General features: G+C 59.4%; 26 protein-coding genes and 1 tRNA gene. 22 read left to right on the forward strand and 5 right to left on the reverse strand.

Annotated features, from left to right (window positions below):
* Window positions 1–10: 10 nt before the first annotated feature.
* From rbsK to C1X29_RS17255, 3 genes are read left to right on the forward strand one after another with little or no spacing between them, the layout of a single operon-like run.
* A complete protein-coding gene (gene rbsK / locus C1X29_RS17245; RefSeq protein ID WP_102717970.1) occupies window positions 11–928 on the forward strand; it encodes a ribokinase in 918 nt (305 codons plus the stop codon).
* A complete protein-coding gene (rbsD, locus tag C1X29_RS17250) occupies window positions 925–1,329 on the forward strand; it encodes a D-ribose pyranase (protein WP_007956017.1) in 405 nt (134 codons plus the stop codon). Before rbsK ends, rbsD begins: the two co-directional genes overlap by 4 nt.
* A 44-nt stretch (window positions 1,330–1,373) precedes the next feature.
* Window positions 1,374–2,402, forward strand: coding sequence for a nucleoside hydrolase (locus C1X29_RS17255; protein ID WP_102688392.1), 1,029 nt, complete (start codon window positions 1,374–1,376; stop codon window positions 2,400–2,402).
* A 33-nt stretch (window positions 2,403–2,435) separates the two neighbouring features.
* Here the strand turns inward: C1X29_RS17255 and C1X29_RS17260 are convergent, their stop codons facing one another.
* The gene (locus tag C1X29_RS17260) at window positions 2,436–2,648 is read right to left on the reverse strand and encodes a hypothetical protein (RefSeq protein WP_085747802.1); all 213 of its coding nucleotides are present in this window, start codon (window positions 2,646–2,648) and stop codon (window positions 2,436–2,438) included.
* A gap of 129 nt (window positions 2,649–2,777) precedes the next feature.
* On the opposite strand from C1X29_RS17260, the gene C1X29_RS17265 reads away from it, so the two are divergent.
* A complete protein-coding gene (locus C1X29_RS17265) occupies window positions 2,778–3,083 on the forward strand; it encodes a hypothetical protein (protein ID WP_102688394.1) in 306 nt (101 codons plus the stop codon).
* 167 nt (window positions 3,084–3,250) lie between these two features.
* Window positions 3,251–3,568, forward strand: coding sequence for an I78 family peptidase inhibitor (locus C1X29_RS17270; RefSeq protein ID WP_085747800.1), 318 nt, complete (start codon window positions 3,251–3,253; stop codon window positions 3,566–3,568).
* 72 nt (window positions 3,569–3,640) lie between these two features.
* On the opposite strand, the gene C1X29_RS17275 is transcribed toward C1X29_RS17270, so the two are convergent.
* Window positions 3,641–3,853 (reverse strand): cold-shock protein, encoded by a 213-nt coding sequence (locus C1X29_RS17275; protein WP_003179963.1) that lies wholly within the window; start codon window positions 3,851–3,853, stop codon window positions 3,641–3,643.
* Between the two features lie 290 nt (window positions 3,854–4,143).
* Window positions 4,144–4,446 carry a hypothetical protein gene (locus tag C1X29_RS17280; protein WP_085747799.1) on the reverse strand — a complete coding sequence of 101 codons (303 nt, stop codon included), beginning with the start codon at window positions 4,444–4,446 and terminating at the stop codon, window positions 4,144–4,146.
* A 371-nt stretch (window positions 4,447–4,817) separates the two neighbouring features.
* Between C1X29_RS17280 and thrS the strand changes: the two genes are divergently transcribed.
* The 9 genes from thrS (at window position 4,818) to C1X29_RS17325 (ending at window position 12,273) form a co-directional block, all read left to right on the forward strand.
* Entirely contained in the window at window positions 4,818–6,740 is a 1,923-nt protein-coding gene (thrS, locus tag C1X29_RS17285) for a threonine--tRNA ligase (protein ID WP_102717971.1), read from the forward strand.
* Window positions 6,740–7,291 carry a translation initiation factor IF-3 gene (gene infC / locus C1X29_RS17290; RefSeq protein WP_169432615.1) on the forward strand — a complete coding sequence of 184 codons (552 nt, stop codon included), beginning with the start codon at window positions 6,740–6,742 and terminating at the stop codon, window positions 7,289–7,291. Before thrS ends, infC begins: the two co-directional genes overlap by 1 nt.
* 60 nt (window positions 7,292–7,351) lie before the next feature.
* On the forward strand, window positions 7,352–7,546 hold the full coding sequence (gene rpmI / locus C1X29_RS17295; RefSeq protein WP_002553160.1) for a 50S ribosomal protein L35: 195 nt from the start codon (window positions 7,352–7,354) through the stop codon (window positions 7,544–7,546).
* Window positions 7,547–7,576: 30 nt separating this feature from the next.
* Window positions 7,577–7,933, forward strand: coding sequence for a 50S ribosomal protein L20 (gene rplT / locus C1X29_RS17300; RefSeq protein WP_002553161.1), 357 nt, complete (start codon window positions 7,577–7,579; stop codon window positions 7,931–7,933).
* Window positions 7,934–8,042: 109 nt separating this feature from the next.
* Window positions 8,043–9,059: a phenylalanine--tRNA ligase subunit alpha gene (gene pheS / locus C1X29_RS17305; RefSeq protein ID WP_011333387.1), complete on the forward strand. Its 1,017-nt coding sequence runs from the start codon at window positions 8,043–8,045 to the stop codon at window positions 9,057–9,059.
* Between the two features lie 26 nt (window positions 9,060–9,085).
* Window positions 9,086–11,464, forward strand: coding sequence for a phenylalanine--tRNA ligase subunit beta (pheT, locus tag C1X29_RS17310; protein WP_085607825.1), 2,379 nt, complete (start codon window positions 9,086–9,088; stop codon window positions 11,462–11,464).
* Between the two features lie 3 nt (window positions 11,465–11,467).
* The gene (gene ihfA / locus C1X29_RS17315) at window positions 11,468–11,770 is read left to right on the forward strand and encodes an integration host factor subunit alpha (protein ID WP_002553164.1); all 303 of its coding nucleotides are present in this window, start codon (window positions 11,468–11,470) and stop codon (window positions 11,768–11,770) included.
* Window positions 11,751–12,107 (forward strand): MerR family transcriptional regulator, encoded by a 357-nt coding sequence (locus C1X29_RS17320; RefSeq protein WP_003179985.1) that lies wholly within the window; start codon window positions 11,751–11,753, stop codon window positions 12,105–12,107. Before ihfA ends, C1X29_RS17320 begins: the two co-directional genes overlap by 20 nt.
* An 89-nt stretch (window positions 12,108–12,196) precedes the next feature.
* A tRNA-Pro gene (locus C1X29_RS17325) sits at window positions 12,197–12,273 on the forward strand.
* A 142-nt stretch (window positions 12,274–12,415) separates the two neighbouring features.
* Here the strand turns inward: C1X29_RS17325 and C1X29_RS17330 are convergent.
* Together C1X29_RS17330 and C1X29_RS17335 are read right to left on the reverse strand one after the other, a co-directional pair.
* Window positions 12,416–13,537 (reverse strand): Gfo/Idh/MocA family protein, encoded by a 1,122-nt coding sequence (locus C1X29_RS17330; protein ID WP_102717972.1) that lies wholly within the window; start codon window positions 13,535–13,537, stop codon window positions 12,416–12,418.
* Window positions 13,538–13,657: 120 nt separating this feature from the next.
* A complete protein-coding gene (locus tag C1X29_RS17335; RefSeq protein WP_085747795.1) occupies window positions 13,658–14,578 on the reverse strand; it encodes a MurR/RpiR family transcriptional regulator in 921 nt (306 codons plus the stop codon).
* Between the two features lie 308 nt (window positions 14,579–14,886).
* Here C1X29_RS17335 and iolC point away from each other — a divergent pair, with 308 nt between their 5' ends.
* The 8 genes from iolC to C1X29_RS17375 all read left to right on the forward strand — a co-directional run bounded on the left by iolC (window position 14,887) and on the right by C1X29_RS17375 (window position 25,166).
* On the forward strand, window positions 14,887–16,824 hold the full coding sequence (gene iolC, locus C1X29_RS17340) for a 5-dehydro-2-deoxygluconokinase (RefSeq protein ID WP_102717973.1): 1,938 nt from the start codon (window positions 14,887–14,889) through the stop codon (window positions 16,822–16,824).
* A 43-nt stretch (window positions 16,825–16,867) separates the two neighbouring features.
* Complete coding sequence (gene iolE / locus C1X29_RS17345; protein ID WP_102717974.1) at window positions 16,868–17,761, forward strand: myo-inosose-2 dehydratase; 894 nt, start codon at window positions 16,868–16,870, stop codon at window positions 17,759–17,761.
* The gene (iolB, locus tag C1X29_RS17350) at window positions 17,758–18,567 is read left to right on the forward strand and encodes a 5-deoxy-glucuronate isomerase (protein ID WP_085747792.1); all 810 of its coding nucleotides are present in this window, start codon (window positions 17,758–17,760) and stop codon (window positions 18,565–18,567) included. Before iolE ends, iolB begins: the two co-directional genes overlap by 4 nt.
* Before the next feature lie 30 nt (window positions 18,568–18,597).
* Window positions 18,598–20,100 carry a CoA-acylating methylmalonate-semialdehyde dehydrogenase gene (locus tag C1X29_RS17355; protein ID WP_102717975.1) on the forward strand — a complete coding sequence of 501 codons (1,503 nt, stop codon included), beginning with the start codon at window positions 18,598–18,600 and terminating at the stop codon, window positions 20,098–20,100.
* Window positions 20,101–20,125: 25 nt separating this feature from the next.
* Window positions 20,126–20,947, forward strand: a complete 822-nt coding sequence (locus tag C1X29_RS17360; protein WP_102717976.1) for a TIM barrel protein — start codon at window positions 20,126–20,128, stop codon at window positions 20,945–20,947.
* A 45-nt stretch (window positions 20,948–20,992) separates the two neighbouring features.
* Window positions 20,993–22,924, forward strand: coding sequence for a 3D-(3,5/4)-trihydroxycyclohexane-1,2-dione acylhydrolase (decyclizing) (gene iolD, locus C1X29_RS17365; RefSeq protein ID WP_102717977.1), 1,932 nt, complete (start codon window positions 20,993–20,995; stop codon window positions 22,922–22,924).
* A 35-nt stretch (window positions 22,925–22,959) separates the two neighbouring features.
* Window positions 22,960–23,985, forward strand: a complete 1,026-nt coding sequence (locus tag C1X29_RS17370) for a Gfo/Idh/MocA family protein (protein WP_102717978.1) — start codon at window positions 22,960–22,962, stop codon at window positions 23,983–23,985.
* A 131-nt stretch (window positions 23,986–24,116) separates the two neighbouring features.
* The gene (locus C1X29_RS17375; protein ID WP_102688402.1) at window positions 24,117–25,166 is read left to right on the forward strand and encodes a Gfo/Idh/MocA family oxidoreductase; all 1,050 of its coding nucleotides are present in this window, start codon (window positions 24,117–24,119) and stop codon (window positions 25,164–25,166) included.
* Window positions 25,167–25,255 lie beyond the last annotated feature (89 nt).

A 25,255-nucleotide genomic window follows, 5' to 3' on the forward strand; every position in this document is an offset into this window, starting at 1 on the left:
GTAATGATGTATGTCCGCAAATGTAGTGGTAATAGGCAGCCTGAACATGGACCTGGTCACTCGGGCGCCGCGCTTGCCCCGGGGCGGTGAGACGCTGATCGGCCATTCTTTCGCGACTGTGTCCGGCGGCAAGGGCGCCAATCAGGCGGTAGCCGCTGCACGGCTGGGTGCGCAGGTGTCGATGGTCGGCTGTGTCGGCAACGATGACTATGGCGTGCAATTGCGCCACGCGTTGCTGGCCGAGCAGATCGATTGTCAGGCGGTCAGCGTGGTGGAGGATTCCAGTGGCGTGGCGCTGATCGTGGTCGATGACAACAGTCAGAACGCGATTGTCATCGTGGCCGGCGCCAATGGTTCGATGACCCCGGCGGTCATCGACCGGTTCGACGCCGTGCTGCAAGCGGCCGACGTGATCATCTGCCAATTGGAAATCCCCGACGCCACGGTAGGCCATGCGCTGAAACGTGGACGTGAACTGGGCAAGACGGTCATCCTCAACCCTGCGCCGGCCAGTCGCCCGCTGCCGGCAGACTGGTTTGCCGCCATCGATTACCTGATTCCCAACGAGAGCGAGGCCGCCGCCCTCAGCGGTTTGCCGGTGGACTCGCTGGCGACCGCTGAAAAAGCCGCTGCGCACCTGATGTCACTGGGCGCCGGCAAGGTCATCATCACGCTGGGGGCTCAAGGCTCGTTGTTCGCCAACGGCACGGGTTACCAGCATTTTCCTGCACCCAAAGTGAAGGCGGTCGATACCACCGCCGCCGGGGATACGTTTGTCGGCGGATTTTCGGCGGCACTGGCGGCCGGCAAAACCGAGGACGAGGCCATTCGTTTCGGGCAGGTCGCTGCGGCCCTGTCGGTTACCCGGGCAGGTGCCCAGCCGTCCATTCCCACCACCTCCGACGTACAGGCATTCAAACCCGCATGAAAAAGACTCCTTTGCTCAATGTCGCCCTGTCGCGGCTGATTGCTTCCCTCGGCCACGGCGACATGGTCGTGATCGGCGATGCCGGCCTGCCGGTGCCGCCGGGTGTCGAACTGATCGACCTGGCGTTGACGCATGGCGTGCCGGATTTCGTCAGCACCCTGAAAGTCGTACTCAGCGAGATGCAGGTGGAAAGCCACGCGCTGGCCAAGGAGATTTTCGACAAGCAACCGACCGCGCTGTCCACGCTGGACGAGCTGAATGACGAAGGCTCGCTGGGGCGGCGTGACCTGCTCAGTCACGAGCAATTCAAAGTACTCAGCCGACAGGCACGAGCGATCGTTCGTACGGGCGAATGCCAGCCGTACTGCAACATCGTGCTGGTGTCTGGAGTTACGTTCTAAACAGGGTTCGCCCCTTTTGATTTCATCTGCACAAGGAATGCGCCATGCACCGCTATGCTCAAAAAATGCATCAATTGATTCGGAGTCTGCTGCTTTTGTCCGTGATAACCGCGACCGGCGCCCAGGCGGCGGAAAAGATCGACCTGATCATCGACACCGATCCGGGCGCCGATGACGTGGTCGCCCTGTTGTTAGCCATGGCCTCACCGGAGGAGCTGAACATTCGCGCGTTCACCACCGTGGCCGGCAACGTGCGTCTGGACAAGACTTCGCGCAATGCGCGGTTGGCCCGTGAGTGGGCAGAGCGGGAAGAGATTCCGGTGTACGCCGGCGCGCCAAAACCGTTGATGCGCACGCCGATCTACGCCGAAAACATCCATGGCAAGGAAGGCCTGTCGGGTGTCACCGTGCACGAGCCGAAAAAGGGCCTGGCCGAAGGCAATGCGGTCAACTACCTGATCGACACCCTGAAAAAAGCCAAGCCGCACAGCATCACCATCGCGATGCTCGGCCCGCAGACCAACCTGGCCCTGGCGCTGATCCAGGAGCCGGAGATTGTTCAGGGGATCAAGGAAGTGGTGATCATGGGTGGCGCCCACTTCAATGGCGGCAACATCACGCCGGTGGCCGAGTTCAACCTGTACGCCGACCCGCAAGCAGCGGAAGTGGTGCTTAAAAGCGGGGTGAAACTGACTTACCTGCCACTGGATGTGACCCACAAGATCCTGACCAGCGATGCGCGCCTGAAGCAGATCGCGGCGCTGAACAACAATGCGAGCAAGATTGTCGGCGACATCCTCAACGAGTACATCAAAGGCGATATGGAGCACTACGGCATTCCGGGTGGTCCTGTGCATGACGCTACCGTCGTGGCTTATCTGCTCAAGCCTGAGCTGTTCACTGGCCGGTCGGTGAATGTGGTGGTCGACAGCCGTGAAGGCCCGACCTTCGGCCAGACTATTGTCGACTGGTATGACGGCCTCAAGGCGCCGAAGAACGCCTTCTGGGTGGAGAACGGCGACGCCCAAGGCTTCTTCGATCTGCTGACCGAGCGTCTGAAACGTCTGAAGTAAGCGATACGCCCGCAGGTGCCAGCTTGCGGGCTTTTACTCCCTCTCGGTGTCCGATGTGCCTTTGAAGTCATCGGGATACTTTTCGAACAGCTGGGCGATGAACGACTGCGCGCCTTGCGTTCCCAGCGTCTTCACCAGCAAGTCAATGCTGATCAATGCCAATTCCTCCGGACTGCCCGGGCTGTAAGAACTGTGCCCTTGCGGCCAGGCGGCCTTGATGTCGGCGGTAATGCTTACGGTGGTCATGGCAAGGCTCGGTCGCGGGATCGGAGTTTTGAGTTAACCACTTTGCCGAGCGTTTGGCACTGCGACTTAGGCATGAGCGCAGGGCTATGCGACACTTGGTCGTTTCCGCAAAAAAACAAGGATTGCGCTGTGCAGATCGATTTGAATAGCCCCGACGGCCTGACCCTTGATGCTGTCCGCCGGATGCTGGCGTCAGCCAGTGATGACGAACACACTCAACTGCGCGTGACCAAGGGTGGCATTGCCTATATCTCTTCGGGTGTCACTGGCGGCCAGGACATCGATGGCCTGCTGTTTCGTCTGGAGACTTGGGCAAAAGGCTCGGGATACGTGGGAAATGTCGCGGCCAACGACGAAGTCTGGGTCATGCAGATCTTCAACGCGCTCAAGGACAACTGGCCAAATCCTCCCTTCGATTACATAGATGTCTACTGAGCGTCATTAATATTCAGTGACGCTTTACGGGGTGATGCTTCAGGTGTTGCTCAGGCACACTCAGTGTTTTTCCGATTGTGGGGCGGGGTGATAGCACTCACCGTGAAACCAAACGCCGTATTGGCGGTCGCACGATCTCTGCTCAAAATTGAAATAAGGAGGCTTCAATGCCTTGGAAGTTCGCGTCACTGGGTGCACTGATGGCCGTTGCTCTGTTGGCTGGTTGCTCTACGACCTCCAGCGAGTCGCAGAAGGATCCCGTGGCGACTGAGGCCGGACATGGTCGTTGTGAAGCATCGGCTGCGGAGTTCGCTCTCGGCAAGAAAGCTTCGCCGGAACTATTGGAGCAAGCGCGCAAGAAAGCCGGTGCGCAGAACGCCCGATTCCTCAAGCCGAATGACATGATTACTTTGGAGTACCGCTCCGATCGCCTCAACCTGAATACCGATCAGAATCTGGTAGTCACCCGCGTCAACTGCGGCTGAGCCTTTCGGGCGTTTGTTTCACCCATAAAAAACCCCGTCACATAGACGGGGTTTTTTTAGTGCGCCGGGAAATTACTCTGGGCGAACTTGTGCAGCTTGCATACCCTTTTGGCCTTTCTCAGCCACGAAGGAAACGGTCTGGCCTTCTTTCAGGCTTTTGAAACCGTCGGATTCGATAGCTTTGAAGTGTACGAACAGGTCGTCACCGCCACCTTGAGGAGTGATGAAGCCGAAGCCTTTTTCATCGTTGAACCATTTAACGGTGCCGGTTTGGCGATTAGACATGGTGTATCTCCAAGAAACATATATTTTCAGTAGTACTGTGCTGCTCAGGCCAACTGGGCACACTGGGGTATCATAGTCGAAATGTTCGCTTTGGTAGCCCCCCGGACGTGCTGTTTGCCAATCAGTCGTGTTTTCTTTACTGCCTGTTTCGGCTGGAGGCCCCGGTTTAAAAGGCTTCTGGCGAAAAATAAAGACAATAAAAAAACCTGTAAAACCTGCATAAATCGTACGAAAAGGCCTGAATCAGATGCTTTTCAGCGGTGCTGGGGGCAGTGAAAAGGCCTGTTTCATCATTTTTTCGCCGGGGTATTGGCCTTGCATTTGGCAATTTGCCCCAGGGCTTTCTGCTGCAGTTCCTGGCTGGCCTTGTTGTCCATCAGTGCCTGAATGTCGCTGGCCGGGTAGGACTTGATCGCATCGGCACCGCACGCGCAGTGGGACTTTGCGGCAGCGGCACCGATTTGCGGAGTGGCCGCCTGGGTGCACTGAGCCATGTATTTCTCACGCTCGCCCTTCGGCCAGTCGGCGTGGGCGCTCAACGGCAGCAGCAAAACGAGGGGGGCGACTGCAGCAAGCAGGGTGTTAAGACGCATGCGAGGATGCTCCTTGTGGGTCAATGTCTTGTTATCTGAGGGGCCTAAGGCCGATCAAGTTCAGCACTCTGGCATAAAACGGACGATTTGCCTCCCGGTAAAACCAGAGTGCATCGGTGACCGTTCATCTGTGCTAGCATGCCTGGCTCGGGCGTTCGCAAGCTCCGGATGACTTTCAGTCCTGGCAGCGGCAGCGTACGAATTTTCTGATTTGAATCCCAGTCACTCTGGTTCGGTTTTCCGGTTGGCCGCAAGGCTCCTGCCGCTGTAAGGCAGGCGTTCGTCATTGAATGGCCTGGATCGGATCTTGTACTGGCTCATCCCAACCCACGTGACCTTTGGTAGGGGTCACCACTAGGAGAGGAGGCGCCATGCCAACTATTACTCTTCCCGACGGCAGTCAACGTTCATTCGATCACCCGGTTTCCGTAGCCGAGGTCGCCGCATCCATCGGTGCAGGCCTGGCCAAGGCCACCCTGGCCGGCAAGCTGAACGGCAAGCTGGTTGACGCCAGCGACATCATCGACAGCGACGCAACGCTGCAAATCATCACGCCAAAGGATGAAGAGGGGCTGGAGATCATTCGCCACTCTTGCGCCCACCTGGTTGGCCACGCGGTCAAGCAGTTGTACCCGACGGCCAAAATGGTCATCGGTCCGGTCATTGATGAAGGCTTCTATTACGACATCGCCTTCGAGCGTCCTTTTACGCCGGACGACATGGCGGCCATCGAACAGCGCATGCAACAGCTGATCGACACTGAATACGACGTCATCAAGAAAGTCACTCCGCGTGCCGAAGTGATCGAAGTGTTCAAGGCTCGTGGCGAAGATTACAAGCTGCGTCTGGTCGAGGACATGCCGAACGAGCAGGCCATGGGCCTGTACTATCACGAAGAATACGTCGACATGTGCCGCGGTCCGCACGTGCCGAACACTCGCTTCCTGAAATCCTTCAAGCTGACCAAGCTGTCCGGCGCCTACTGGCGCGGTGATGCCAAGAACGAGCAATTGCAGCGCGTTTACGGCACCGCGTGGGCTGACAAGAAGCAACTGGCTGCTTACATCCAGCGTATCGAAGAAGCTGAAAAGCGCGATCACCGCAAGATCGGCAAGCGCCTGGGCCTGTTTCATACCCAGGAAGAAGCGCCGGGCATGGTGTTCTGGCATCCAAATGGCTGGACGCTGTACCAGGTACTCGAGCAGTACATGCGCAAAGTGCAGCGTGACAACGGCTATCTCGAGATCAAGACGCCGCAAGTCGTTGACCGCAGCCTGTGGGAGAAATCCGGGCACTGGGCCAACTACGCCGACAACATGTTCACCACCGAGTCGGAAAGCCGCGACTACGCCATCAAGCCGATGAACTGCCCTTGCCACGTGCAGGTGTTCAACCAGGGTCTGAAGAGCTACCGCGAGCTGCCGATGCGCTTGGCCGAGTTCGGTGCCTGCCATCGCAACGAGCCGTCGGGTGCGCTGCACGGCATCATGCGTGTGCGCGCGTTCACTCAGGACGACGCCCACATCTTCTGCACCGAAGAGCAGATGCAGGCTGAATCCGCTGCGTTCATCAAGCTGACCATGGATGTTTATGCCGACTTCGGCTTTAAAGACATCGAGATGAAGCTGTCCACTCGTCCGGAAAAACGCGTCGGTTCCGACGAGCTGTGGGATCGCGCCGAAGCGGCCCTGGCTGCAGCGCTTGATAGCGCTGGTCTGCCGTACGATCTGCAGCCGGGTGAGGGCGCTTTCTACGGTCCGAAGATTGAATTCTCGCTGAAAGATTGCCTCGGTCGCGTGTGGCAGTGTGGTACCTTGCAGCTCGATTTCAACCTGCCGGTGCGTCTGGGAGCCGAATACGTCTCCGAAGACAACAGCCGCAAGCATCCGGTGATGTTGCACCGTGCGATCCTCGGTTCGTTCGAGCGTTTCGTCGGCATTCTGATCGAGCACTACGAAGGTGCATTCCCTGCGTGGCTGGCGCCAACCCAGGCAGTGATCATGAATATCACTGATAAACAGGCAGATTTCGTCGCTCAGGTCGAAAAAACTCTCAACGAAAGCGGGTTTCGTGCCAAGTCCGACTTGAGAAATGAAAAGATCGGCTTTAAAATCCGCGAGCATACTTTGCTCAAGGTTCCATATCTCTTGGTTATTGGGGATAAGGAAGTCGAGATGCAGACTGTCGCTGTGCGTACTCGTGAAGGTGCTGACCTGGGCTCGATGCCCGTCGCCCAGTTCGCTGAGTTTCTCGCGCAAGCGGTTTCCCGGCGTGGTCGCCCAGATTCGGAGTAATTATTATTAAGCGTGAAATGAGACAAGATAAACGAGCTGCACCGAAAGCCCCGATCAACGAGAATATCTCGGCACGCGAGGTTCGGTTAATTGGCGCTGATGGCGAGCAGATTGGCATCGTCTCGATTGATGAAGCGCTTCGTATTGCTGAAGAAGCAAAGCTTGATCTGGTAGAAATCTCTGCCGACGCAGTCCCGCCGGTTTGCCGGGTGATGGACTACGGCAAATCGATCTTCGAAAAGAAGAAGCAGATTGCTGCGGCGAAGAAGAACCAGAAGCAGATTCAGGTAAAAGAAATCAAGTTTCGTCCAGGGACGGAGGAAGGGGATTACCAGGTAAAACTGCGCAACCTGGTACGTTTCCTGAGTGACGGGGACAGGGCCAAGGTATCCTTGCGATTCCGCGGCCGTGAGATGGCCCACCAGGAGCTGGGGATGGAACTCCTCAAGCGGGTTGAACAAGACCTGCTCGAGTACGGTTCGGTCGAACAGCATCCTAAGATGGAAGGACGCCAGCTGATCATGGTCATCGCCCCGAAAAAGAAGAAGTAATCAACAGGGCACGGCAGGCCTTCTGATTATGTTTATCAACTGAATGCGGAGTATCCGAACATGCCAAAGATGAAAACCAAAAGTGGTGCTGCTAAGCGGTTTCTGAAAACTGCTAACGGTATCAAGCACAAGCACGCTTTCAAGAGCCACATCCTGACCAAAATGTCGACCAAGCGTAAGCGTCAACTGCGCGGTAGCAGCTTGCTGCATCCGTCTGACGTGGCAAAAGTCGAGCGCATGCTGCGCCTTCGTTAATTTTTGGATCAAGAATAGAGGAAGTAACTCATGGCTCGTGTAAAGCGTGGCGTCATTGCCCGTAAACGTCACAAAAAAATTCTGAAACTTGCTAAAGGCTACTACGGCGCACGCTCCCGCGTATTCCGTGTTGCCAAGCAAGCGGTAATCAAGGCAGGCCAATACGCCTACCGTGACCGTCGTCAGAAAAAACGTCAGTTCCGCGCTCTGTGGATCGCTCGTATCAACGCTGGTGCTCGTGTTAACGGTCTGTCCTACAGCCGTTTCATCGCTGGCCTGAAAAAAGCGTCCATCGAGATCGACCGTAAGGTTCTGGCTGATCTGGCAGTGAACGAAAAAGCGGCGTTTGCTGCGATTGTCGAGAAAGCTAAAGCCACCTTGGCTTAAGTACCCCCGACAGTCACCTGGCCACACCTCTGTGGGGCCAGGTGTTAAACGTCATAAATAGGGGAAGAGCCTTCAAGCTCTTCCCCTATTTTGTATCTGGAGTCTGTACATGGAAAACCTGGATGCGCTGGTCTCTCAAGCACTAGAGGCTGTGCAAAGCGCTGAAGATATCAATGCCCTGGAGCAAATCCGGGTTCAATACCTTGGCAAAAAGGGTGAATTGACTCAGGTGATGAAGACCCTGGGGAATTTGCCGGCAGAAGAGCGTCCGCAGGTCGGCGCCCTGATCAACGTTGCCAAGGAACGTGTTACAGGCGTTCTCAATGCGCGCATGGCTCTGTTTGAAGAAGCCGAACTGGCTGCCAAACTGTCTGCCGAATCGATTGACGTGACCCTGCCGGGCCGCGGTCAGACCTCCGGTGGTCTGCATCCGGTAACCCGGACTCTGGAACGTATCGAACAGTTCTTCACCCATATCGGCTACGGCATTGCCGAAGGCCCTGAGGTTGAAGACGACTATCACAACTTCGAGGCGCTCAACATCCCAGGCCACCACCCGGCCCGGTCGATGCATGACACCTTCTATTTCAACGCCAACATGTTGCTGCGCACCCATACCTCGCCGGTACAGGTCCGCACCATGGAATCGAAAAAGCCGCCGATCCGCATTGTCTGCCCAGGCCGTGTGTACCGCAGCGACTCCGATATCACCCATTCGCCGATGTTCCACCAGGTCGAAGGCCTGCTGGTCGATCGCGATATCAACTTCGCCGACCTCAAAGGCACGATCGAAGAGTTCTTGCGGGTGTTCTTCGAGAAAGAGCTGGCGGTGCGTTTCCGTCCTTCGTACTTCCCGTTCACCGAGCCTTCCGCCGAAGTCGACATGGAATGCGTGATGTGCAGTGGTAAAGGCTGCCGCGTCTGCAAACAGACCGGCTGGCTGGAAGTGATGGGCTGCGGCATGGTTCACCCGAACGTGTTGCGCATGTCCGGGATCGATCCGGAAGAGTTCTCGGGCTTCGCCTTCGGCATGGGCGTTGAGCGTCTGGCCATGCTGCGTTACGGCGTGAACGACTTGCGTCTGTTCTTCGACAACGACTTGCGGTTCCTCGCGCAATTTCGCTAGTCGTAACGAATTCTTAGGAGAGCAGGATGAAATTCAGTGAACAATGGCTGCGTGGCTGGGTCAGCCCGCAGGTAGATCGCGACGCGCTGGTTGCCCGTCTGTCGATGGCCGGTCTTGAGGTCGATAGCGTTACGCCGGCCGCCGGTGTTTTCAGTGGCGTGGTGGTGGGTGAGGTGCTGAGCACCGAGCAGCACCCCGATGCCGACAAATTGCGCGTGTGCCAGGTCAGCAATGGCGCGGAAACTTTCCAGGTCGTGTGCGGTGCGCCAAACGTGCGTCCAGGCCTGAAGATTCCGTTCGCGATGATCGGTGCCGAGCTGCCGGGCGACTTCAAGATCAAGAAGGCCAAGCTGCGCGGTGTCGAGTCCAACGGCATGCTGTGCTCGCAATCCGAGCTGCAGGTCGGTGAAGGCAATGACGGTCTGATGGAGCTGCCAGCCGATGCGCCGGTGGGCGAAGATTTCCGTGTTTATCTGGACCTGGAAGACGCCAGCATCGAAGTCGATCTGACTCCGAACCGTGGCGACTGCCTGTCCCTGGCCGGTCTGGCCCGTGAAGTCGGCGCGCTGTACGACGCTCCGGTCACTCGCCCGGTGGTGATGACCGTTCCGGCGGTGCACGACGAAGTGCGCTCGGTAGAAGTTTTGGCACCTGCGGCCTGCCCGCGTTACCTGGGCCGTGTCATCCGTAACGTTGACCTGTCCAGGCCGACGCCGCTGTGGATGGTTGAGCGTCTGCGTCGCGCCGAAGTCCGCAGCATCGACGCCGCCGTCGACATCACTAACTACGTGATGCTCGAGCTGGGCCAGCCTCTGCACGCCTTCGATCTCGCCGAAATCAATGGCGGCATCCGTGTGCGCATGGCGGAAGAGGGCGAGAAGCTCGTTCTGCTCGACGGTCAGGAAGTCAGCCTGCGCAGCGATACGCTGGTGATCGCCGACCACACTCGCGCTCTGGCGATTGCCGGCGTGATGGGTGGCGAGCACAGTGGCGTTTCCGCGACAACTCGCGACGTGTTCCTTGAAAGTGCGTTCTTCGACCAGATCGCTGTCGCGGGCAAGGCTCGTTCGTATGGTCTGCACACTGACGCTTCGCACCGCTATGAGCGCGGTGTGGACTGGCAACTGGCCCGTGAAGCCATGGAGCGCGCCACCGGCCTGCTGCTGGAAATCACCGGTGGCGAAGCCGGCCCGATCATCGAGACCGTCAGCGAGCAGCACTTGCCGTCGATCGCGCCGATCACCCTGCGGGCTCAGCGCATCACCCAGATGCTGGGCATGGAAATGGATTCGGCCGAAGTCGAGCGTCTGCTCAATGCTTTGGGTCTGAAGGTTTCCGCCGACGGAGCAGGGCAGTGGCGCGTAGAAGTGCCAAGCCATCGCTTCGACATCAGCCTGGAAGTCGATCTGATCGAAGAGCTGGCTCGTCTGTACGGTTACAACCGCCTGCCGGTTCGTTACCCGCAAGCTCGTCTGGCGCCACAGGCCAAGGCCGAAGCGCGCAGCGATCTGCCGGAGCTGCGTCGTCTGCTGGTCGCTCGTGGTTATCAGGAAGCGATCACTTACAGCTTTATCGATCCGAAGCAGTTCGAGCTGTTCAACCCGGGCGTAGAGCCGCTGCTGTTGGCGAACCCTATCTCCAATGACATGGCCGCCATGCGTTCGTCGCTGTGGCCGGGTCTGGTCAAGGCGTTGCAGCACAACCTCAACCGTCAGCAGGATCGTGTTCGTCTGTTCGAGAGCGGCCTGCGCTTTGTCGGTCAGCTGGAAGGTCTGAAGCAAGAGCCGATGATAGCCGGTGTGGTATGCGGCAGCCGTCTGCCGGAAGGCTGGGCGCAAGGTCGCGATACCGTGGACTTCTTCGACGTCAAGGCTGACGTAGAAGCAGTGCTGGGCTTTGCCGGTGCGCTGGATCAGTTCACTTTTGCACCGGGCAAACACCCTGCGCTGCATCCGGGCCAGACCGCACGCATCGAGCGGGAAGGGCGTGAAGTCGGCTTTATCGGCGCGATTCACCCTGAACTGTCGAAGTCCCTGGGTCTCGACCGTCCGGTCTTCGTCTTCGAGCTGGTTCTGGCTGAAGTCGCTCTGGGTAAAATGCCGAAATTCCACGAGTTGTCGCGCTTTCCTGAAGTGCGTCGTGACCTGGCACTGATTGCGCACAAAGACGTTGCAGCCTCGGCTGTACTGGACGTAATCCGTGAAAATGCAGGCGAATGGCTGACAGACCTCAGGCTATTTGACGTGTATCAGGGTAAAGGCATTGATCCTGATAGAAAAAGCCTCGCAGTCGGCTTGACCTGGCAGCATCCATCGCGCACTCTTAATGACGATGAGGTGAATTCGACGACGCAAAATATCCTCACCTCGCTCGAACAAAGGTTGAACGCCACGTTAAGGAAGTGACGTATGGGGGCTTTGACGAAAGCTGAGATGGCGGAACGTCTGTATGAAGAGCTGGGCCTGAACAAGCGGGAAGCCAAGGAATTGGTTGAACTGTTTTTCGAGGAAATCAGGCACGCTCTTGAAGACAACGAGCAGGTCAAATTGTCGGGTTTCGGCAATTTCGACCTTCGGGACAAACGCCAGCGGCCTGGCCGCAACCCGAAAACGGGGGAAGAAATCCCGATCACGGCTCGCCGTGTGGTCACCTTTCGTCCAGGGCAGAAGTTGAAGGCCCGAGTTGAGGCTTATGCTGGAACCAAGTCATAACGACGAACTCCCCGTCATCCCGGGCAAACGCTACTTCACCATCGGTGAAGTCAGCGAGCTGTGTGCGGTAAAACCGCACGTGCTGCGCTACTGGGAGCAGGAGTTTCCTCAGCTCAACCCCGTCAAACGCCGCGGAAACCGCCGGTATTATCAGCGCCAGGACGTGCTGATGATCCGGCAGATCCGCGCGCTCCTTTACGATCAGGGGTTTACCATCGGCGGCGCGCGACTGCGTCTGTCCGGCGATGAAGCCAAAGACGACACCACCCAATACAAGCAAATGATCCGCCAGATGATCGCCGAGCTCGAAGATGTTCTGGTGGTTCTCAAGAAATAATTTCGTGCTTTTAAATACTTCCAGTTTTCAAAAGCTTGCGATATATTCTTGAGCGTTCTTCGAGATGGAGAACGAGTTTCAAACCTAGTCGGGGCGTAGCGCAGTCCGGTAGCGCACTAGCATGGGGTGCTAGGGGTCGAGTGTTCGAATCACTCCGTCCCGACCATATAATTCAATGACTTAGCCCAACTTTAGCGAGTTGGGCTTTTTCATGCGCAGTGACTTTTGCAGGGGATTCAGTTTCCTCTTCAGTAAATTCAGACACACAAGCCGATCATCCCGATCGGCTTTTTTGTGCCCGCACAAAACTACCCAGTGATTTCACTGACAGACACCCAGCGTCGTTCCTCAGCCGCGACCCGAATCGCCGTCGCCAGCCTCTCAACTTCAAATGCCTCTTCAAAATCAGTCCCGGTCTGCCCGCTCCCGGCCAACGCCATTATCAGCTCATGCACTTCCAGTGTCTTCAGCTCGTTGTAGCCCAGCTGATGCCCCGGCGCCGGGCTGAACGCGGCGTAGCCGGGCAAGTCCGGTCCGGCGAGTAAACGCTGGAAGCCACCTTCGCCGGCGCGACACAGGCGTAGCTCGTTCAAGCGCTCCTGATCAAACGCCAGGGTGCCTCGGGTGCCGCTGATCTCGAAGCTCAGATGATTCTTGTAGCCATGCTTGAGCCAGCTGCTGCTGAAGGTACCCCGCGCGCCACTGGCGAAACGCAGCAAGGCATGGGCTTGATCGTCGACCGCAATGCGACGTCGTTCCTGGCTGCCGGTTGTGGTCGGGCGTTGGCCATGGACTGTCTGGGAGTCGGCGCACACCGCTTCGACATCGCCCAGCAGGTAGCGCGCCATGGCGAGCAGGTGGCTGCCCAGATCCGCCAATGCTCCACCGGCATGTTCCGGTTCGCAGCGCCACGACCAGGGGGAGGCCGGATCGGCCATGAAATCTTCGCTGAACTCACCTTGAAAGCTGATGATCTTGCCGAGTTCGCCACTCAGGATCAGCTCGCGTGCCAGGCCGATGATCGGGTTGTGCTGATAGTTGTAGCCGACCCGGGTGACGACGCCGGCATGCTTCGCCGCCACGTGCATGGCATGAGCTTGCTCAAGATTCACCGCCAGCGGCTTTTCGCAGTAAACCGGCTTACCGGCGGCGAGAGCGGCCATGGCCATCGGGTAGTGCAGGTGATTGGGAGTGGTGATGGCGATCAGGTTGACCTTGGGGTCGTGGATCAATCGCTGCCAGTCGCCATGGGCCTGATCGAAGCCCCAGGCGGTGGCGCAGGCTTGTGCGCGTGCGGGATCGGCGTCAGCCAGGCCGGCCAGGCGAAGGGTGAAGGGCAGTTCGAATGCCCCGCTGACGTTGCGAAAGGCCAGGGCGTGGGCGCGCCCCATGAAGCCCGTGCCGATCAGGCCGATTCCGAGTTCACGCATGACAGGATCCTTTGAGTTTTTGTTTTCAGAGATCCTGTTTATAGAATAAATATTCCTTGTGTTCAAATAATGGAATAAATATTTTGAATTACCACATTCGTTGAGATGACGGTGCTCCGATCAGTCCTCGAACCCGACCTGCTCGTGAATCTCGTCCACCTTCAACTCCAGTCGATAGGCCACGGCGATAAACAGCGCCTGGCAAAGGCACAAAGTCGCACTCAAGGATCGGAACGCAAACGAGCTACCTTCATTGACCAGCAGCAGGGTGTTGGCGCGCTTGGCCAGGGGCGAGAGATTGCTGTCAGTGATGATCAGGGTTTTCGCCTGATGGTGCTGGGCGATGCGCAGGCAGTGCTGGGTTTCCTTACCATACGGCGTAAAGCTGATGGCGATCACCAGGTCATTGGCGCGCACGCTGCGCATCTGCTCGCGATAGCTGCCGCCGAGGCCCGAGACCAGGTGAATGCGCTTGTTGGTGTGTTGCAGGTTGTAGACCAGATAGTCGGCCACGGCGAACGAGCGACGCACGCCGACCACGTAGATATTGTCGGCATTGACCACAAGATCCACGGCCTTTTCAAAGGCCTGGTCATCCAGTTCCTGGCCCAGGCGTTCGATGCCCGAAAGGGTGGCGTCGATGCACTCTCGGGCCAGGTCGCCGCCGCTGGCTTTCTGCGACTTGTTGGCGATCATGCTGCGAATGCGCTGCTGGTAGTTCTGTACCGGCGTGGCTTTGTGGGTATACGCCTCGCGGAACAGCGCCTGCATTTCACTGAATCCGCTGAAACCGAAACGCTGGGAAAACCGCACGATGGCCGACGGGTGCACTTCGCACTCGCGGGCGATGTCGCTGATGCGGTCGACCATGATCCGGTCGCTTTGCTGGCTCATGTAACTGGCGATGCGTTTGAGCTGGCGCGGAAGGCTTTCGTATTCAGTGGTGATGAGCTGCAGCAGACGCTCGGCATTGATCGGGGGGCTGGCAAGATCGCTCTCGGGCGTGCTCTCGGCGGTAGCCGGCTGATCGGTGCTGGACATAAATAATCCTTTTGGCTTGTTCTTATAGGGACGGTTACGTCTCGTCCCCTGACAATAGTTTGGCTGTGCGCAGTCTACAGGCTCGGCCCGGACAAAATCTTGGGCTTGCGCCAGCGGGATGCCTGCTGAAACGATGCACTGCGTCTGGAGCGCCCGCACTGAAGCTTATTGGAAAAAATATTCCACGTGAAAAATAATTGGAATATTTATTGATTGTTCGATCCGGCTCGTTTTAGTCTGCATCCACCAAGAGTGTCCGGCGCGGTCACCGCGTTGGGCACAGGCTGATAAAAATAACAGGAGCCAGCATGGGCCAGACTCGTTTTGCCAGTGGACGTCAATTGGATCTGATTTGCCTCGGACGCCTCGGCGTCGACCTCTATGCGCAGCAAGTCGGGGCACGGCTGGAGGATGTGAGCAGCTTCGCCAAATACCTCGGCGGCTCGTCCGCCAACATCGCGTTCGGCACCGCCCGGCTGGGGCTCAGATCGGCGATGCTGAGCCGGACCGGCGACGATCATATGGGGCGTTTCCTGATCGAGTCGCTGGCCCGTGAAGGCTGCGATGTCAGCGGCATCAAGGTCGATCCGCAGCGTCTGACCGCCATGGTGCTGCTCGGTCTCAAGGATCGGGAAACCTTTCCCCTGGTCTTCTACCGTGAGAATTGCGCCGACATGGCGCTGAGGGCCGAAGACATCAGCGAAGCCTTTATCGCCTCCAGCAAAGCCTTGCTGATCACCGGCACTCATTTCTCCACCGATGGCGTCTACAAGGCGAGCATCCAGGCGCTGGACTACGCCGAAAAGCACAACGTCAAACGGGTGCTGGACATCGACTACCGCCCGGTCCTGTGGGGACTCGCCGGCAAGGCGGACGGCGAAACCCGTTTCGTTGCCGATCAGAACGTCACTCAACATGTGCAACAAATCCTCCCGCGCTTCGACCTTGTGGTCGGGACGGAAGAAGAGTTTCTGCTGGCCGGCGGTTCCGAGGATTTGCTCACCGCCCTGCGCAATGTCCGGCGCTTGAGCGCAGCGACCTTGGTGGTCAAGCTCGGTCCGCAAGGTTGCACGGTGATCCACGGGGAGATTCCACAACGTCTTGAAGACGGCGCGATTTATCCCGGCGTGCGGGTCGAGGTGCTGAACGTACTGGGCGCCGGCGATGCGTTCATGTCGGGCTTCCTCAGCGGTTGGCTGGAGGATGCCAGCGACGAGCGTTGCTGCCAGTTGGCCAATGCCTGCGGTGGTCTGGTGGTGTCGCGCCATGCCTGCGCGCCGGCGATGCCGACCCGTGCCGAACTCGATTACCTGTTCAGCAGCCCGGTACCGATTACCCGGCCGGATCAGGACGTCACCCTGCAACGCCTGCATCAGGTCAGTGTGCCGCGCAAGCAGTGGAAGCAACTGTTCATCTTTGCCTTCGACCATCGCGGACAACTGGTGGAACTGGCCCAGAAGGGTGGACGCGATCTCGGCGCCATCGGCGAACTCAAGCAACTGTTCATCAAGGCCGTAGAGCGGGTCGAAAGCGATTTGCGCGAGCAGGGCATCGAAGCCGATGTCGGGCTGCTGGCGGATCAGCGTTTCGGCCAGGACTCGCTGAACGCCGCCACCGGTCGAGGCTGGTGGGTGGCGCGGCCGGTCGAGGTGCAGGGCTCGCGGCCGCTGGCCTTCGAGCACGGGCGCTCGATCGGCAGCAACCTGATCGCCTGGCCGCAAGAACAAATCATCAAATGCCTGGTGCAATTCCACCCGGATGACGAACCGATGCTGCGGCTGGAGCAGGAAGCGCAAATCAAGGCGTTGTATCAGGCATCGCAAGTCAGCGGTCATGAACTGCTGCTGGAAATCATCCCGCCCAAGGATCACCCCTCACCGCATCCCGACGTGTTGTATCGCGCGCTCAAGCGCCTCTACAACCTGGGCATCTACCCGGCGTGGTGGAAGATCGAAACGCAGAGCGCCGAGGAATGGCAACAGCTCGACGAACTGATCCAGGCGCGCGATCCCTATTGCCGAGGCGTGGTGCTGCTGGGCCTGAATGCCCCGGCATCCGCATTGGCCGAAGGCTTCCAGCAGGCCAGTCAGAGCCAGACCTGCCGCGGGTTCGCCGTGGGCCGTACGATTTTCCAGGAACCGAGCCGCGCCTGGCTGGCCGGCGAAATCGACGACGAGACGCTGATCCGTCAGGTGCAGGGCACCTTCGTCGAGCTGATCGATGCCTGGCGTACGGCCCGGGCCTGAGCCGCGGTTGAACATTCTAGAAATAACAATAAAAGGTGCAGCCATGCCCGCTATCCGAATTGGCATCAACCCGATTTCCTGGAGCAACGACGACCTGCCGTCCCTCGGCGGTGAAACGCCGCTGAGTATCGCCCTCAGCGAAGGCAAGGCCATCGGTTATGAAGGCTTCGAACTCAACGGCAAGTTTCCCAAGGACGCCAAAGGTGTTGGCGACGTGCTGCGTCCGTATGACCTGGCGCTGGTGTCCGGCTGGTATTCCAGTCGTCTGGCGCGGCGTTCGGTGGCCGAGGAAATCGATGCGATTGCCAGCCATGTCGAGCTGCTGGCGAAGAACGGCGCGAACGTGCTGGTTTACGGTGAAGTCGCCGACTCCATTCAGGGCCAACGAATTCCGCTGGTCGAGCGCCCGCGTTTTCATACCGAACAGGCGTGGCAACAATACGCCGACAAGCTGACCGAGCTGGCGCGCTTCACCCTGTCCCAGGGCGTGCGTCTGGCGTATCACCACCATATGGGTGCCTACGTCGAATCGCCGTCGGACATCGACACCCTGATGGCGTTGACCGGTAATGAAGTCGGGCTGCTGTTCGATTCGGGCCATTGCTACATGGGCGGTGGTGAACCCTTGCAGGTGCTGCGCAAACACCTGTCGCGCATCTGCCACGTGCATTTCAAGGACGTGCGCAAACCGGTGGTACAACTGGCGCGCAACAACCTGTGGAGCTTCCCCGACTGCATCATCAACGGCACCTTCACCGTGCCAGGGGATGGTGACATCGACTTCGCCGAGTTGCTGGACGTGCTGCTGGCGGCCGATTACCACGGTTGGCTGGTGGTCGAGGCCGAGCAGGATCCGGCAGTGGCGCCGAGTTATGTCTACGCGAAAAAAGGCTTCGACACCTTGCGTGCGTTGCTCGACGCGAGGACTGCACGATGAGCCTGCTGGTCAAAAGCAATGCCCGTGGCCGGACCATGGTCGAGCTGGCTGAAGGTGAGCTGCAATACGTCGGTTTCGCCGCCTATCGCTTGAGCCTGGGTGAAACCTTGCCTGTCGCAGCGGGCGACAAGGAGCTGTGCCTGGTGCTGCTCAGCGGCCGGGTCGGCATCCACGGCGAAGCGCCGGGGCAGGGCGCCTTCAACTGGGACAACCTCGGTGATCGCCAGTCGGTGTTCGAAGACAAATCCCCGTTCGCCGCGTACCTGCCACTCGGCAGTCAGGCGCAGGTGGTGGCATTGAGTGATGCGCAAGTGGCGGTTTGCGCCGCTCCCGGTTCGACCACCACGGGCCTCGGCCCGCGCCTGATCAGGCCTGAAACCATGAAGCGCAGCGTGCGCGGCAAGGGCGCCAACACACGTTATGTCTGCGACATCCTGCCGGACAGCGAGCCGGCCCATTCGCTGCTGGTGGTGGAAGTGCGCACGCCGTCGGGACACTCGTCGAGCTATCCGCCGCACAAGCACGACACCGACGACCTGCCGCACCAGAGCTTTCTCGAAGAAACCTATTACCACCAGATCAACCCGCCCCAGGGCTTCGTGTTCCAGCGGGTCTACACCGACGACCGCAGCATCGATCAGGCCATGGCCGTGGAAAACAGCGACCTCGTGGTCGTGCCCAAGGGCTATCACCCGGTCAGCGTGCCGTATGGCTACGAGTCCTACTACCTGAACGTGATGGCCGGACCGAAACGCGTCTGGCAGTTCCATAACGACCCTCAGCACAGCTGGCTGCTGGATCTCTGAATTCCAACTTTCGCACGGAGAACAAGAACAATGAGCGACGCCCCGGTCATAGGCCACTACATCGATGGTCAGGTGCAGGACAGCGGTAGCGGACGATTCAGCGATGTCTTCAATCCGGCCACCGGTGCCGTTCAGGCGCGAGTCGGGCTGGCCAGTCAGAAGACCGTGGACGCTGCTGTCGCTTCGGCGCTCAAGGCATTCCCGGCCTGGTCCGAGCAATCGTCCCTGCGCCGTTCGCGGGTGATGTTCAAGTTCAAGGAGTTGCTCGATCGTCATCACGACGAACTGGCCGAAATCATCAGCCGCGAACACGGCAAGGTGTTTTCCGACGCCAGGGGCGAAGTCACCCGAGGCATTGAAATCGTCGAGTACGCCTGCGGTGCGCCGAACCTGTTGAAAACCGAGTTCAGCGACAACATCGGCGGCGGCATCGACAACTGGAACCTGCGTCAGCCACTCGGCGTCTGCGCCGGGGTCACGCCGTTCAACTTCCCGGTGATGGTGCCGCTGTGGATGATTCCGTTGGCGCTGGTGACCGGCAATTGCTTCATCCTCAAACCGTCCGAGCGCGATCCGTCCGCCAGTTTGCTGATGGCTCGCCTGTTGACCGAAGCCGGTCTGCCGGACGGCGTGTTCAATGTGGTTCAGGGCGACAAGACGGCGGTCGACGCCTTGCTGCAGCACCCGGACATCGAGGCGATTTCGTTTGTCGGATCGACGCCGATTGCCGAATACATCCACCAGCAGGCCACCGCGCGCGGCAAGCGGGTGCAGGCGCTGGGCGGCGCGAAGAATCACATGATCGTCATGCCCGACGCGGATCTGGATCAAGCCGCGGATGCCTTGATCGGCGCCGCTTACGGATCGGCCGGTGAGCGCTGCATGGCGATTTCGATTGCGGTCGCGGTCGGCGAAGTCGGCGATCAACTGATCGCCAAACTGCTGCCGCGGATCGATCAGTTGAAAGTCGGTAACGGTCTGCAAGGCGACAACGACATGGGCCCGCTGGTCACCGCCGAACACAAGGCCAGGGTGGAGGGTTTTATCGATCAGGGCGTGGCTCAGGGGGCGCAGCTGATTGTCGACGGCCGCCACTTCAAGGTGCCGGGCGCCGAGGCGGGCTTTTTCGTCGGCGCGACGCTGTTCGATCACGTCACCACCGACATGAGCATTTATCAGCAGGAAATCTTCGGCCCGGTGCTGGGCGTCGTGCGCGTGCCGGATTTCGCCAGTGCCGTGGCGCTGATCAACGCCCATGAGTTCGGCAACGGCGTGTCGTGCTTCACCAGCGATGGCGGGATCGCCCGCGCTTTCGCCCGCAGCATCAAGGTCGGGATGGTCGGCATCAACGTGCCGATTCCGGTGCCCATGGCCTGGCATTCGTTCGGTGGCTGGAAGCGCTCGCTGTTCGGCGATCACCACGCCTACGGAGAAGAAGGCATTCGTTTCTACAGTCGCTACAAAAGCGTGATGCAACGCTGGCCCGACAGCATTGCCAAGGGCCCTGAATTCAGCATGCCGACGGCCAAATAATTCATCTGCGCGGAGAACAACAAGAATGAGTACTCCACTGCGTTTTGCCCTGAACCGAATGGTCGCTCCTCGCTTGTCCCTGCCTGCGTTCATCGAATTGGCGGTGACCCTCAAGGCCGACGCCATCGAGATCCGCAACGACATCAAAGGCATCGAGATCGAGGACGGCACCGCGCCCGGACACGTGCGTGAGTTGTGCAGGGCACATGGCATCAGCGTGCTGTCGATCAACGCGTTGTATCCGTTTGACGTGTGGAATGACGAGCGCCGCGCGCAGGCCTTGAAGCTGGCTGGCTATGCCCGCGATTGTGGTGCGCGGGGGCTGGTGATGTGCCCGTTGAACGACCGCGCCGATCCGCGCAGCGTCGCCGAACGTGCGTCGGGCCTGCGCACCGCGTTGAGTGAGCTGGCGCCGATCCTGCGCGATCACGGCCTGCTGGGATACATCGAGCCGCTGGGTTTCAAAGCCTGCTCGCTGCGCCGCAAACGCACGGCGGTGGAGGCGATCAAGGCAGTCGGCGGGCTGGATGTGTTCCGTCTGGTTCACGACACCTTTCATCACCATTTGGCCGGTGAGCAGGAGTTTTTCCCTGAGCTGACCGGGCTGGTGCATATCTCCGGTGTCGAGGAAACCGAGGCGCCGCTGGCGACCCTTGGCGATGGTCACCGGGTGCTGGTGGGCGCGGACGACATTCTCGGTAACGCGGCACAAATCAACAGCCTGCTTGCTGGCGGCTACAGCGGCTACCTGTCGTTTGAACCCTTCGCTGATAGCGTCCATGGCCTGGCGGATATCCAGACGGCGATCGGCGCGAGCATGGAACACCTGAGCAAATCCCTGGGTTGACAGTGCCCCTCGCAGGGATCGGATCTGAATTTGAAAGGTGCGGTTATGACCACAACAAAACTGACCATGGCCCAGGCCCTGGTGAAATTCCTCGACAACCAGTACATCGAGGTCGATGGCGTTCAGAGCAAGTTCGTCGCCGGGATCTTTACCATTTTCGGCCACGGCAACGTGCTGGGTCTGGGGCAGGCACTGGAGCAGGACAGCGGTGACCTGATCGTCCATCAGGGCCGCAACGAACAAGGCATGGCCCATGCGGCAATCGGTTTCGCCAAGCAGCATTTGCGGCGCAAGATCTACGCCTGTACCTCGTCCGTGGGGCCGGGCGCGGCGAACATGCTGACCGCTGCCGCCACCGCGACCGCCAACCGGATTCCCTTGCTGCTGTTGCCGGGTGATGTCTATGCCTGCCGTCAACCGGACCCGGTGTTGCAACAGATCGAGCAGTTCCACGACCTGAGCATCAGCACCAACGATGCGTTCAAGGCCGTGAGCAAATACTGGGATCGCATCAACCGTCCCGAACAATTGATGACCGCAGCGATCCACGCCATGCGCGTGCTCACCGACCCCGCCGAAACGGGCGCCGTGACCCTGGCCTTGCCGCAGGACGTGCAGGCCGAGGCGTACGACTATCCCGATTACTTCCTGCAAAAACGCGTGCACCGCATCGAGCGTCGTCCGGCCACAGAAGCGATGCTCGGCGATGCCGTGGCACTGTTCAAAGGCAAGCGCAAACCGCTGATCATTTGTGGTGGCGGCGTCAAATACTCGGGCGCCAACGCGGCGTTGCAGGCGTTTGCCGAGCGCTTCGATATTCCTTTCGCCGAAACCCAGGCCGGCAAGAGCGCGCTGGTGTCCAACCATCCGCTGAACGTCGGTGGCATTGGCGAAACCGGTTGCCTGGCGGCAAACCTGCTGGCCAGGGAAGCGGATCTGATCATCGGGGTCGGCACTCGCTACAGCGATTTCACCACCGCGTCGAAATCCTTGTTCCAGCACCCTGACGTGCAATGTCTCAACCTCAATATCAGCCCGTGCGACGCGCTGAAACTCGACGGTGTGCAACTGTTGGCGGATGCCCGGACGGGTTTGTCGACGCTGGCCGAAGCGCTGGGCGACTACCGTTCCGCTTGGGGCGATCAACCCCGTCAGGCCCGGGCGCAACTGGATGAGGAAGTGGATCGCCTGCATCAGATTGACTATCAGGCGCGGGATTTCATCCCGGAAATCAACGACCACCTCGATCCGGCGGTGTTGCGCGAATTCATCGAGCTGACCGGTTCCTGCTTGACCCAGAGCCGCGTGCTCGGCGTACTCAATGAAACCCTCGCCGATGACGCGGTCATCGTCGCCGCCGCCGGCAGCCTGCCCGGTGACTTGCAGCGCAGCTGGCGCAGCAAGGGCGTTAACACCTATCACGTCGAGTACGGGTATTCGTGCATGGGCTATGAGGTGAATGCCGCGCTGGGCGTGAAGCTCGCCGAGCCGGAGCGCGAGGTCTATGCGCTGGTAGGCGACGGCTCTTACATGATGCTGCACTCGGAGCTCGCCACCTCGATCCAGGAGCGGCGCAAGATCAACGTGGTGCTGTTCGACAACATGACCTTCGGTTGCATCAACAACCTGCAGATGGGCAACGGCATGGACAGCTTTGCCACCGAGTTCCGTTACCGCAACCCGCAGAGCGGCAAGCTCGACGGTGCTTTCGTGCCGGTGGATTTCGCCATGAGCGCGGCGGCCTACGGCTGCAAGACCTACAAGGTGAACACCGTTGAAGAACTGCAGGCGGCGCTGGCCGATGCGCGCTTGCAGACGGTCTCGACCCTGATCGACATCAAGGTTCTGCCCAAGACCATGATTCACGGTTATCTGTCGTGGTGGCGGGTCGGCGTGGCGCAAGTCTCCACCAGCGCCCGCACCGACGCCGTGGCCAAAACCCTGAACGAACGACTGGCCAAGGCCCGTCAGTACTGATTGCCCTGAATCGAACAACCACAAGGAATCCTTTCATGTCATTGCTTTCCCAAGCGTTGCGGCTAGGCGTCATCGGCACCGGGGCCATCGGCCAGGACCACATCCGTCGTTGCAGCCAGACCTTGCTCAACAGCCAGGTCGTGGCGGTCACCGACATCAATCTGCAGCAGGCGGCCAAGGTCGTCGCTGACCTGAAGCTGACCGCCGAGGTTTATCCCGACGGCCATGCGCTGATCCAGGCGCCGGACGTCGAGGCGATCCTCGTCACCTCCTGGGGCCCGAGCCACGAAGAGTTCGTGCTGGCCGCGATTGCGGCGGGCAAACCGGTGTTCTGCGAGAAACCACTGGCGGTCACCGCCGAAGGCTGCCGCAAGATCGTCGAGGCCGAAGTCGCCCACGGCAAACGGCTGGTGCAGGTCGGTTTCATGCGTCCGTACGATGAAGGTTATCGCGCGTTGAAGTCGGTGATCGACAGCGGCCAGATCGGCGAACCGTTGATGCTGCATTGCGCGCACCGCAACCCGAGCGTGGGTCAAAACTACAAGACCGACATGGCGATCACCGACACGTTGATCCATGAGCTGGACGTACTGCGCTGGTTGCTCGATGACGATTACGTCTCGGTGCAGGTGGTGTTCCCGCGCAAGAGCAGCAAAGCCCTCGCGCATTTGAAAGATCCGCAGATCGTGCTGCTGGAAACCGCCAAGGGCACGCGCATCGACGTGGAAGTCTTCGTCAATTGCCAGTACGGCTACGACATCCAGTGCGAAGTGGTGGGGGAGACCGGCATCGCCAAATTGCCGGAGCCGTCCCAGGTTCAATTGCGCAGCGGTGCCAAGCTGTCCAACGCGATTCTGATGGACTGGAAGGATCGCTTCATCGCGGCCTATGACGTCGAGTTGCAGGCGTTCATCGATGGCGTGCGGGCGGGGCAGGTGGGTGGACCGTCGGCGTGGGATGGCTTCGCCGCCGCTGTTGCTGCCGACGCGTGCATCGAAGCGCAGAACAGCGGGGCGATCGTCAACGTTGCACTGCCGGACCGTCCCCATTTCTACAGCTGACGCAAATCCCTGTGGGAGCGAGCTTGCTCGCGATTGCGGTCTGTCAGGGCACATCAATGTGGAATGTGCCGCCGCCATCGCGGGCAAGCCCGCTCCCACAGGGTCCGCGTTTTATTCAGGGAAATACTTGTATGCGCATCGGACTTGTCGGTTACGGCCATGGCGGCCGGTTTTTTCATGCTCCGCTGATCAGCAGTCTGCCGGCGGCGACGTTCGTAGGCGTGGTCACCCGTTCAGCGGAGCGCCGACAGTTGCTGGCGGCGGAGCATCCGGGTGTGCCGGCCTTCGACAGCATCGGCCAGTTGGTGGAAGCCGGGATTGATGTGCTGGTGGTATCGACGCCCCTCAAGGGCCGGCCGGCACTGGTGCTCGACGGCATCGAACACGGCGTGGCGGTGGTCAGCGACAAGCCGTTCGCCGCCGACTGGCAGCAGGCGCAAACCCTGATCACCATGGCCGAGCGCCAAAATGTACCGCTCAGCGTCTATCAGAACCGGCGCTGGGATTCGGACTTTTTAACCGTGCGCAAACTCATCGAATCCGGCGCGTTGGGCCAGGTCAGCCGGTTCGAGTCGCGTATCGAGCGTTACTCGCCGTCGTCGGTTCACAACGGCAGCGGCGGTGGTTTCCTGCGCGACCTTGGCAGTCATCTGGTCGATCAGGCGCTGTTGCTGTTCGGTCCGGTGACACGGGTCTACGCGGAACTGGACTACCTGGAAAAAGACCAGGCCTTCGATCACGGCTTCTTCATGTCCCTGACCCACGTCGACGGCGTGACCTCGCATCTGGGTGGCAGTTGCCTGCAAAACAGCCCTGGCCCGCGCTTTCGGGTGAGCGGCACGCTGGGCTGTTACAGCGTCGAGGGTCTGGACGGGCAAGAGGCCCAGGCACTGGCCGGGCTCTCGCCGAAAACCGAAGGCGAGCGCTGGGGCGTCGAAGAGCACCGCCGTTGGGGCTGGTTCGAACACGGAGACGAGCGTGAGCGGGTTCCGTCTGAGCGCGGCTGCTGGAGTCAGTTCTATTTGCAGCTACAAATCGCGTTGCAAAACGGTGGCCCACTGCCCGTGGACGCCCGTGATGCACTGGCGACAACCCGCGTGCTAGACGCTGCGCGCCTGAGTTTCAAACGTCGTCAGGTAGTGGAACTGAGTGAGTTTGCAAGCCATGGAATAAAATCATAATAAAATTCTAAAACAGGTTGATATGGAAAATATTTTCCAATAAAGTCGATTCCAGATTCACTGTCTCGGGATACGTTCCAACGCTTCGA

This window comes from Pseudomonas sp. GW456-12-10-14-LB2 (assembly GCF_002884345.1).
Classification (GTDB): domain Bacteria; phylum Pseudomonadota; class Gammaproteobacteria; order Pseudomonadales; family Pseudomonadaceae; genus Aquipseudomonas; species Aquipseudomonas paraglycinae.

Excerpts from the sequence above, each read along its gene's own strand:
- rbsK (WP_102717970.1), top strand. The coding sequence starts at position 11 with ATGTCCGCAAATGTAGTGGTAATAGGCAGCCTGAACATGGACCTGGTC.
- rbsD (WP_007956017.1), top strand. The coding sequence starts at position 925 with ATGAAAAAGACTCCTTTGCTCAATGTCGCCCTGTCGCGGCTGATTGCT.
- C1X29_RS17255 (WP_102688392.1), top strand. The coding sequence starts at position 1,374 with ATGCACCGCTATGCTCAAAAAATGCATCAATTGATTCGGAGTCTGCTG.
- C1X29_RS17260 (WP_085747802.1), bottom strand. The coding sequence starts at position 2,648 with ATGACCACCGTAAGCATTACCGCCGACATCAAGGCCGCCTGGCCGCAA.
- C1X29_RS17270 (WP_085747800.1), top strand. The coding sequence starts at position 3,251 with ATGCCTTGGAAGTTCGCGTCACTGGGTGCACTGATGGCCGTTGCTCTG.
- C1X29_RS17275 (WP_003179963.1), bottom strand. The coding sequence starts at position 3,853 with ATGTCTAATCGCCAAACCGGCACCGTTAAATGGTTCAACGATGAAAAA.
- C1X29_RS17280 (WP_085747799.1), bottom strand. The coding sequence starts at position 4,446 with ATGCGTCTTAACACCCTGCTTGCTGCAGTCGCCCCCCTCGTTTTGCTG.
- thrS (WP_102717971.1), top strand. The coding sequence starts at position 4,818 with ATGCCAACTATTACTCTTCCCGACGGCAGTCAACGTTCATTCGATCAC.
- rpmI (WP_002553160.1), top strand. The coding sequence starts at position 7,352 with ATGCCAAAGATGAAAACCAAAAGTGGTGCTGCTAAGCGGTTTCTGAAA.
- rplT (WP_002553161.1), top strand. The coding sequence starts at position 7,577 with ATGGCTCGTGTAAAGCGTGGCGTCATTGCCCGTAAACGTCACAAAAAA.
- pheS (WP_011333387.1), top strand. The coding sequence starts at position 8,043 with ATGGAAAACCTGGATGCGCTGGTCTCTCAAGCACTAGAGGCTGTGCAA.
- pheT (WP_085607825.1), top strand. The coding sequence starts at position 9,086 with ATGAAATTCAGTGAACAATGGCTGCGTGGCTGGGTCAGCCCGCAGGTA.
- ihfA (WP_002553164.1), top strand. The coding sequence starts at position 11,468 with ATGGGGGCTTTGACGAAAGCTGAGATGGCGGAACGTCTGTATGAAGAG.
- C1X29_RS17320 (WP_003179985.1), top strand. The coding sequence starts at position 11,751 with ATGCTGGAACCAAGTCATAACGACGAACTCCCCGTCATCCCGGGCAAA.
- C1X29_RS17330 (WP_102717972.1), bottom strand. The coding sequence starts at position 13,537 with ATGCGTGAACTCGGAATCGGCCTGATCGGCACGGGCTTCATGGGGCGC.
- C1X29_RS17335 (WP_085747795.1), bottom strand. The coding sequence starts at position 14,578 with ATGTCCAGCACCGATCAGCCGGCTACCGCCGAGAGCACGCCCGAGAGC.
- iolC (WP_102717973.1), top strand. The coding sequence starts at position 14,887 with ATGGGCCAGACTCGTTTTGCCAGTGGACGTCAATTGGATCTGATTTGC.
- iolE (WP_102717974.1), top strand. The coding sequence starts at position 16,868 with ATGCCCGCTATCCGAATTGGCATCAACCCGATTTCCTGGAGCAACGAC.
- iolB (WP_085747792.1), top strand. The coding sequence starts at position 17,758 with ATGAGCCTGCTGGTCAAAAGCAATGCCCGTGGCCGGACCATGGTCGAG.
- C1X29_RS17355 (WP_102717975.1), top strand. The coding sequence starts at position 18,598 with ATGAGCGACGCCCCGGTCATAGGCCACTACATCGATGGTCAGGTGCAG.
- C1X29_RS17360 (WP_102717976.1), top strand. The coding sequence starts at position 20,126 with ATGAGTACTCCACTGCGTTTTGCCCTGAACCGAATGGTCGCTCCTCGC.
- iolD (WP_102717977.1), top strand. The coding sequence starts at position 20,993 with ATGACCACAACAAAACTGACCATGGCCCAGGCCCTGGTGAAATTCCTC.
- C1X29_RS17370 (WP_102717978.1), top strand. The coding sequence starts at position 22,960 with ATGTCATTGCTTTCCCAAGCGTTGCGGCTAGGCGTCATCGGCACCGGG.
- C1X29_RS17375 (WP_102688402.1), top strand. The coding sequence starts at position 24,117 with ATGCGCATCGGACTTGTCGGTTACGGCCATGGCGGCCGGTTTTTTCAT.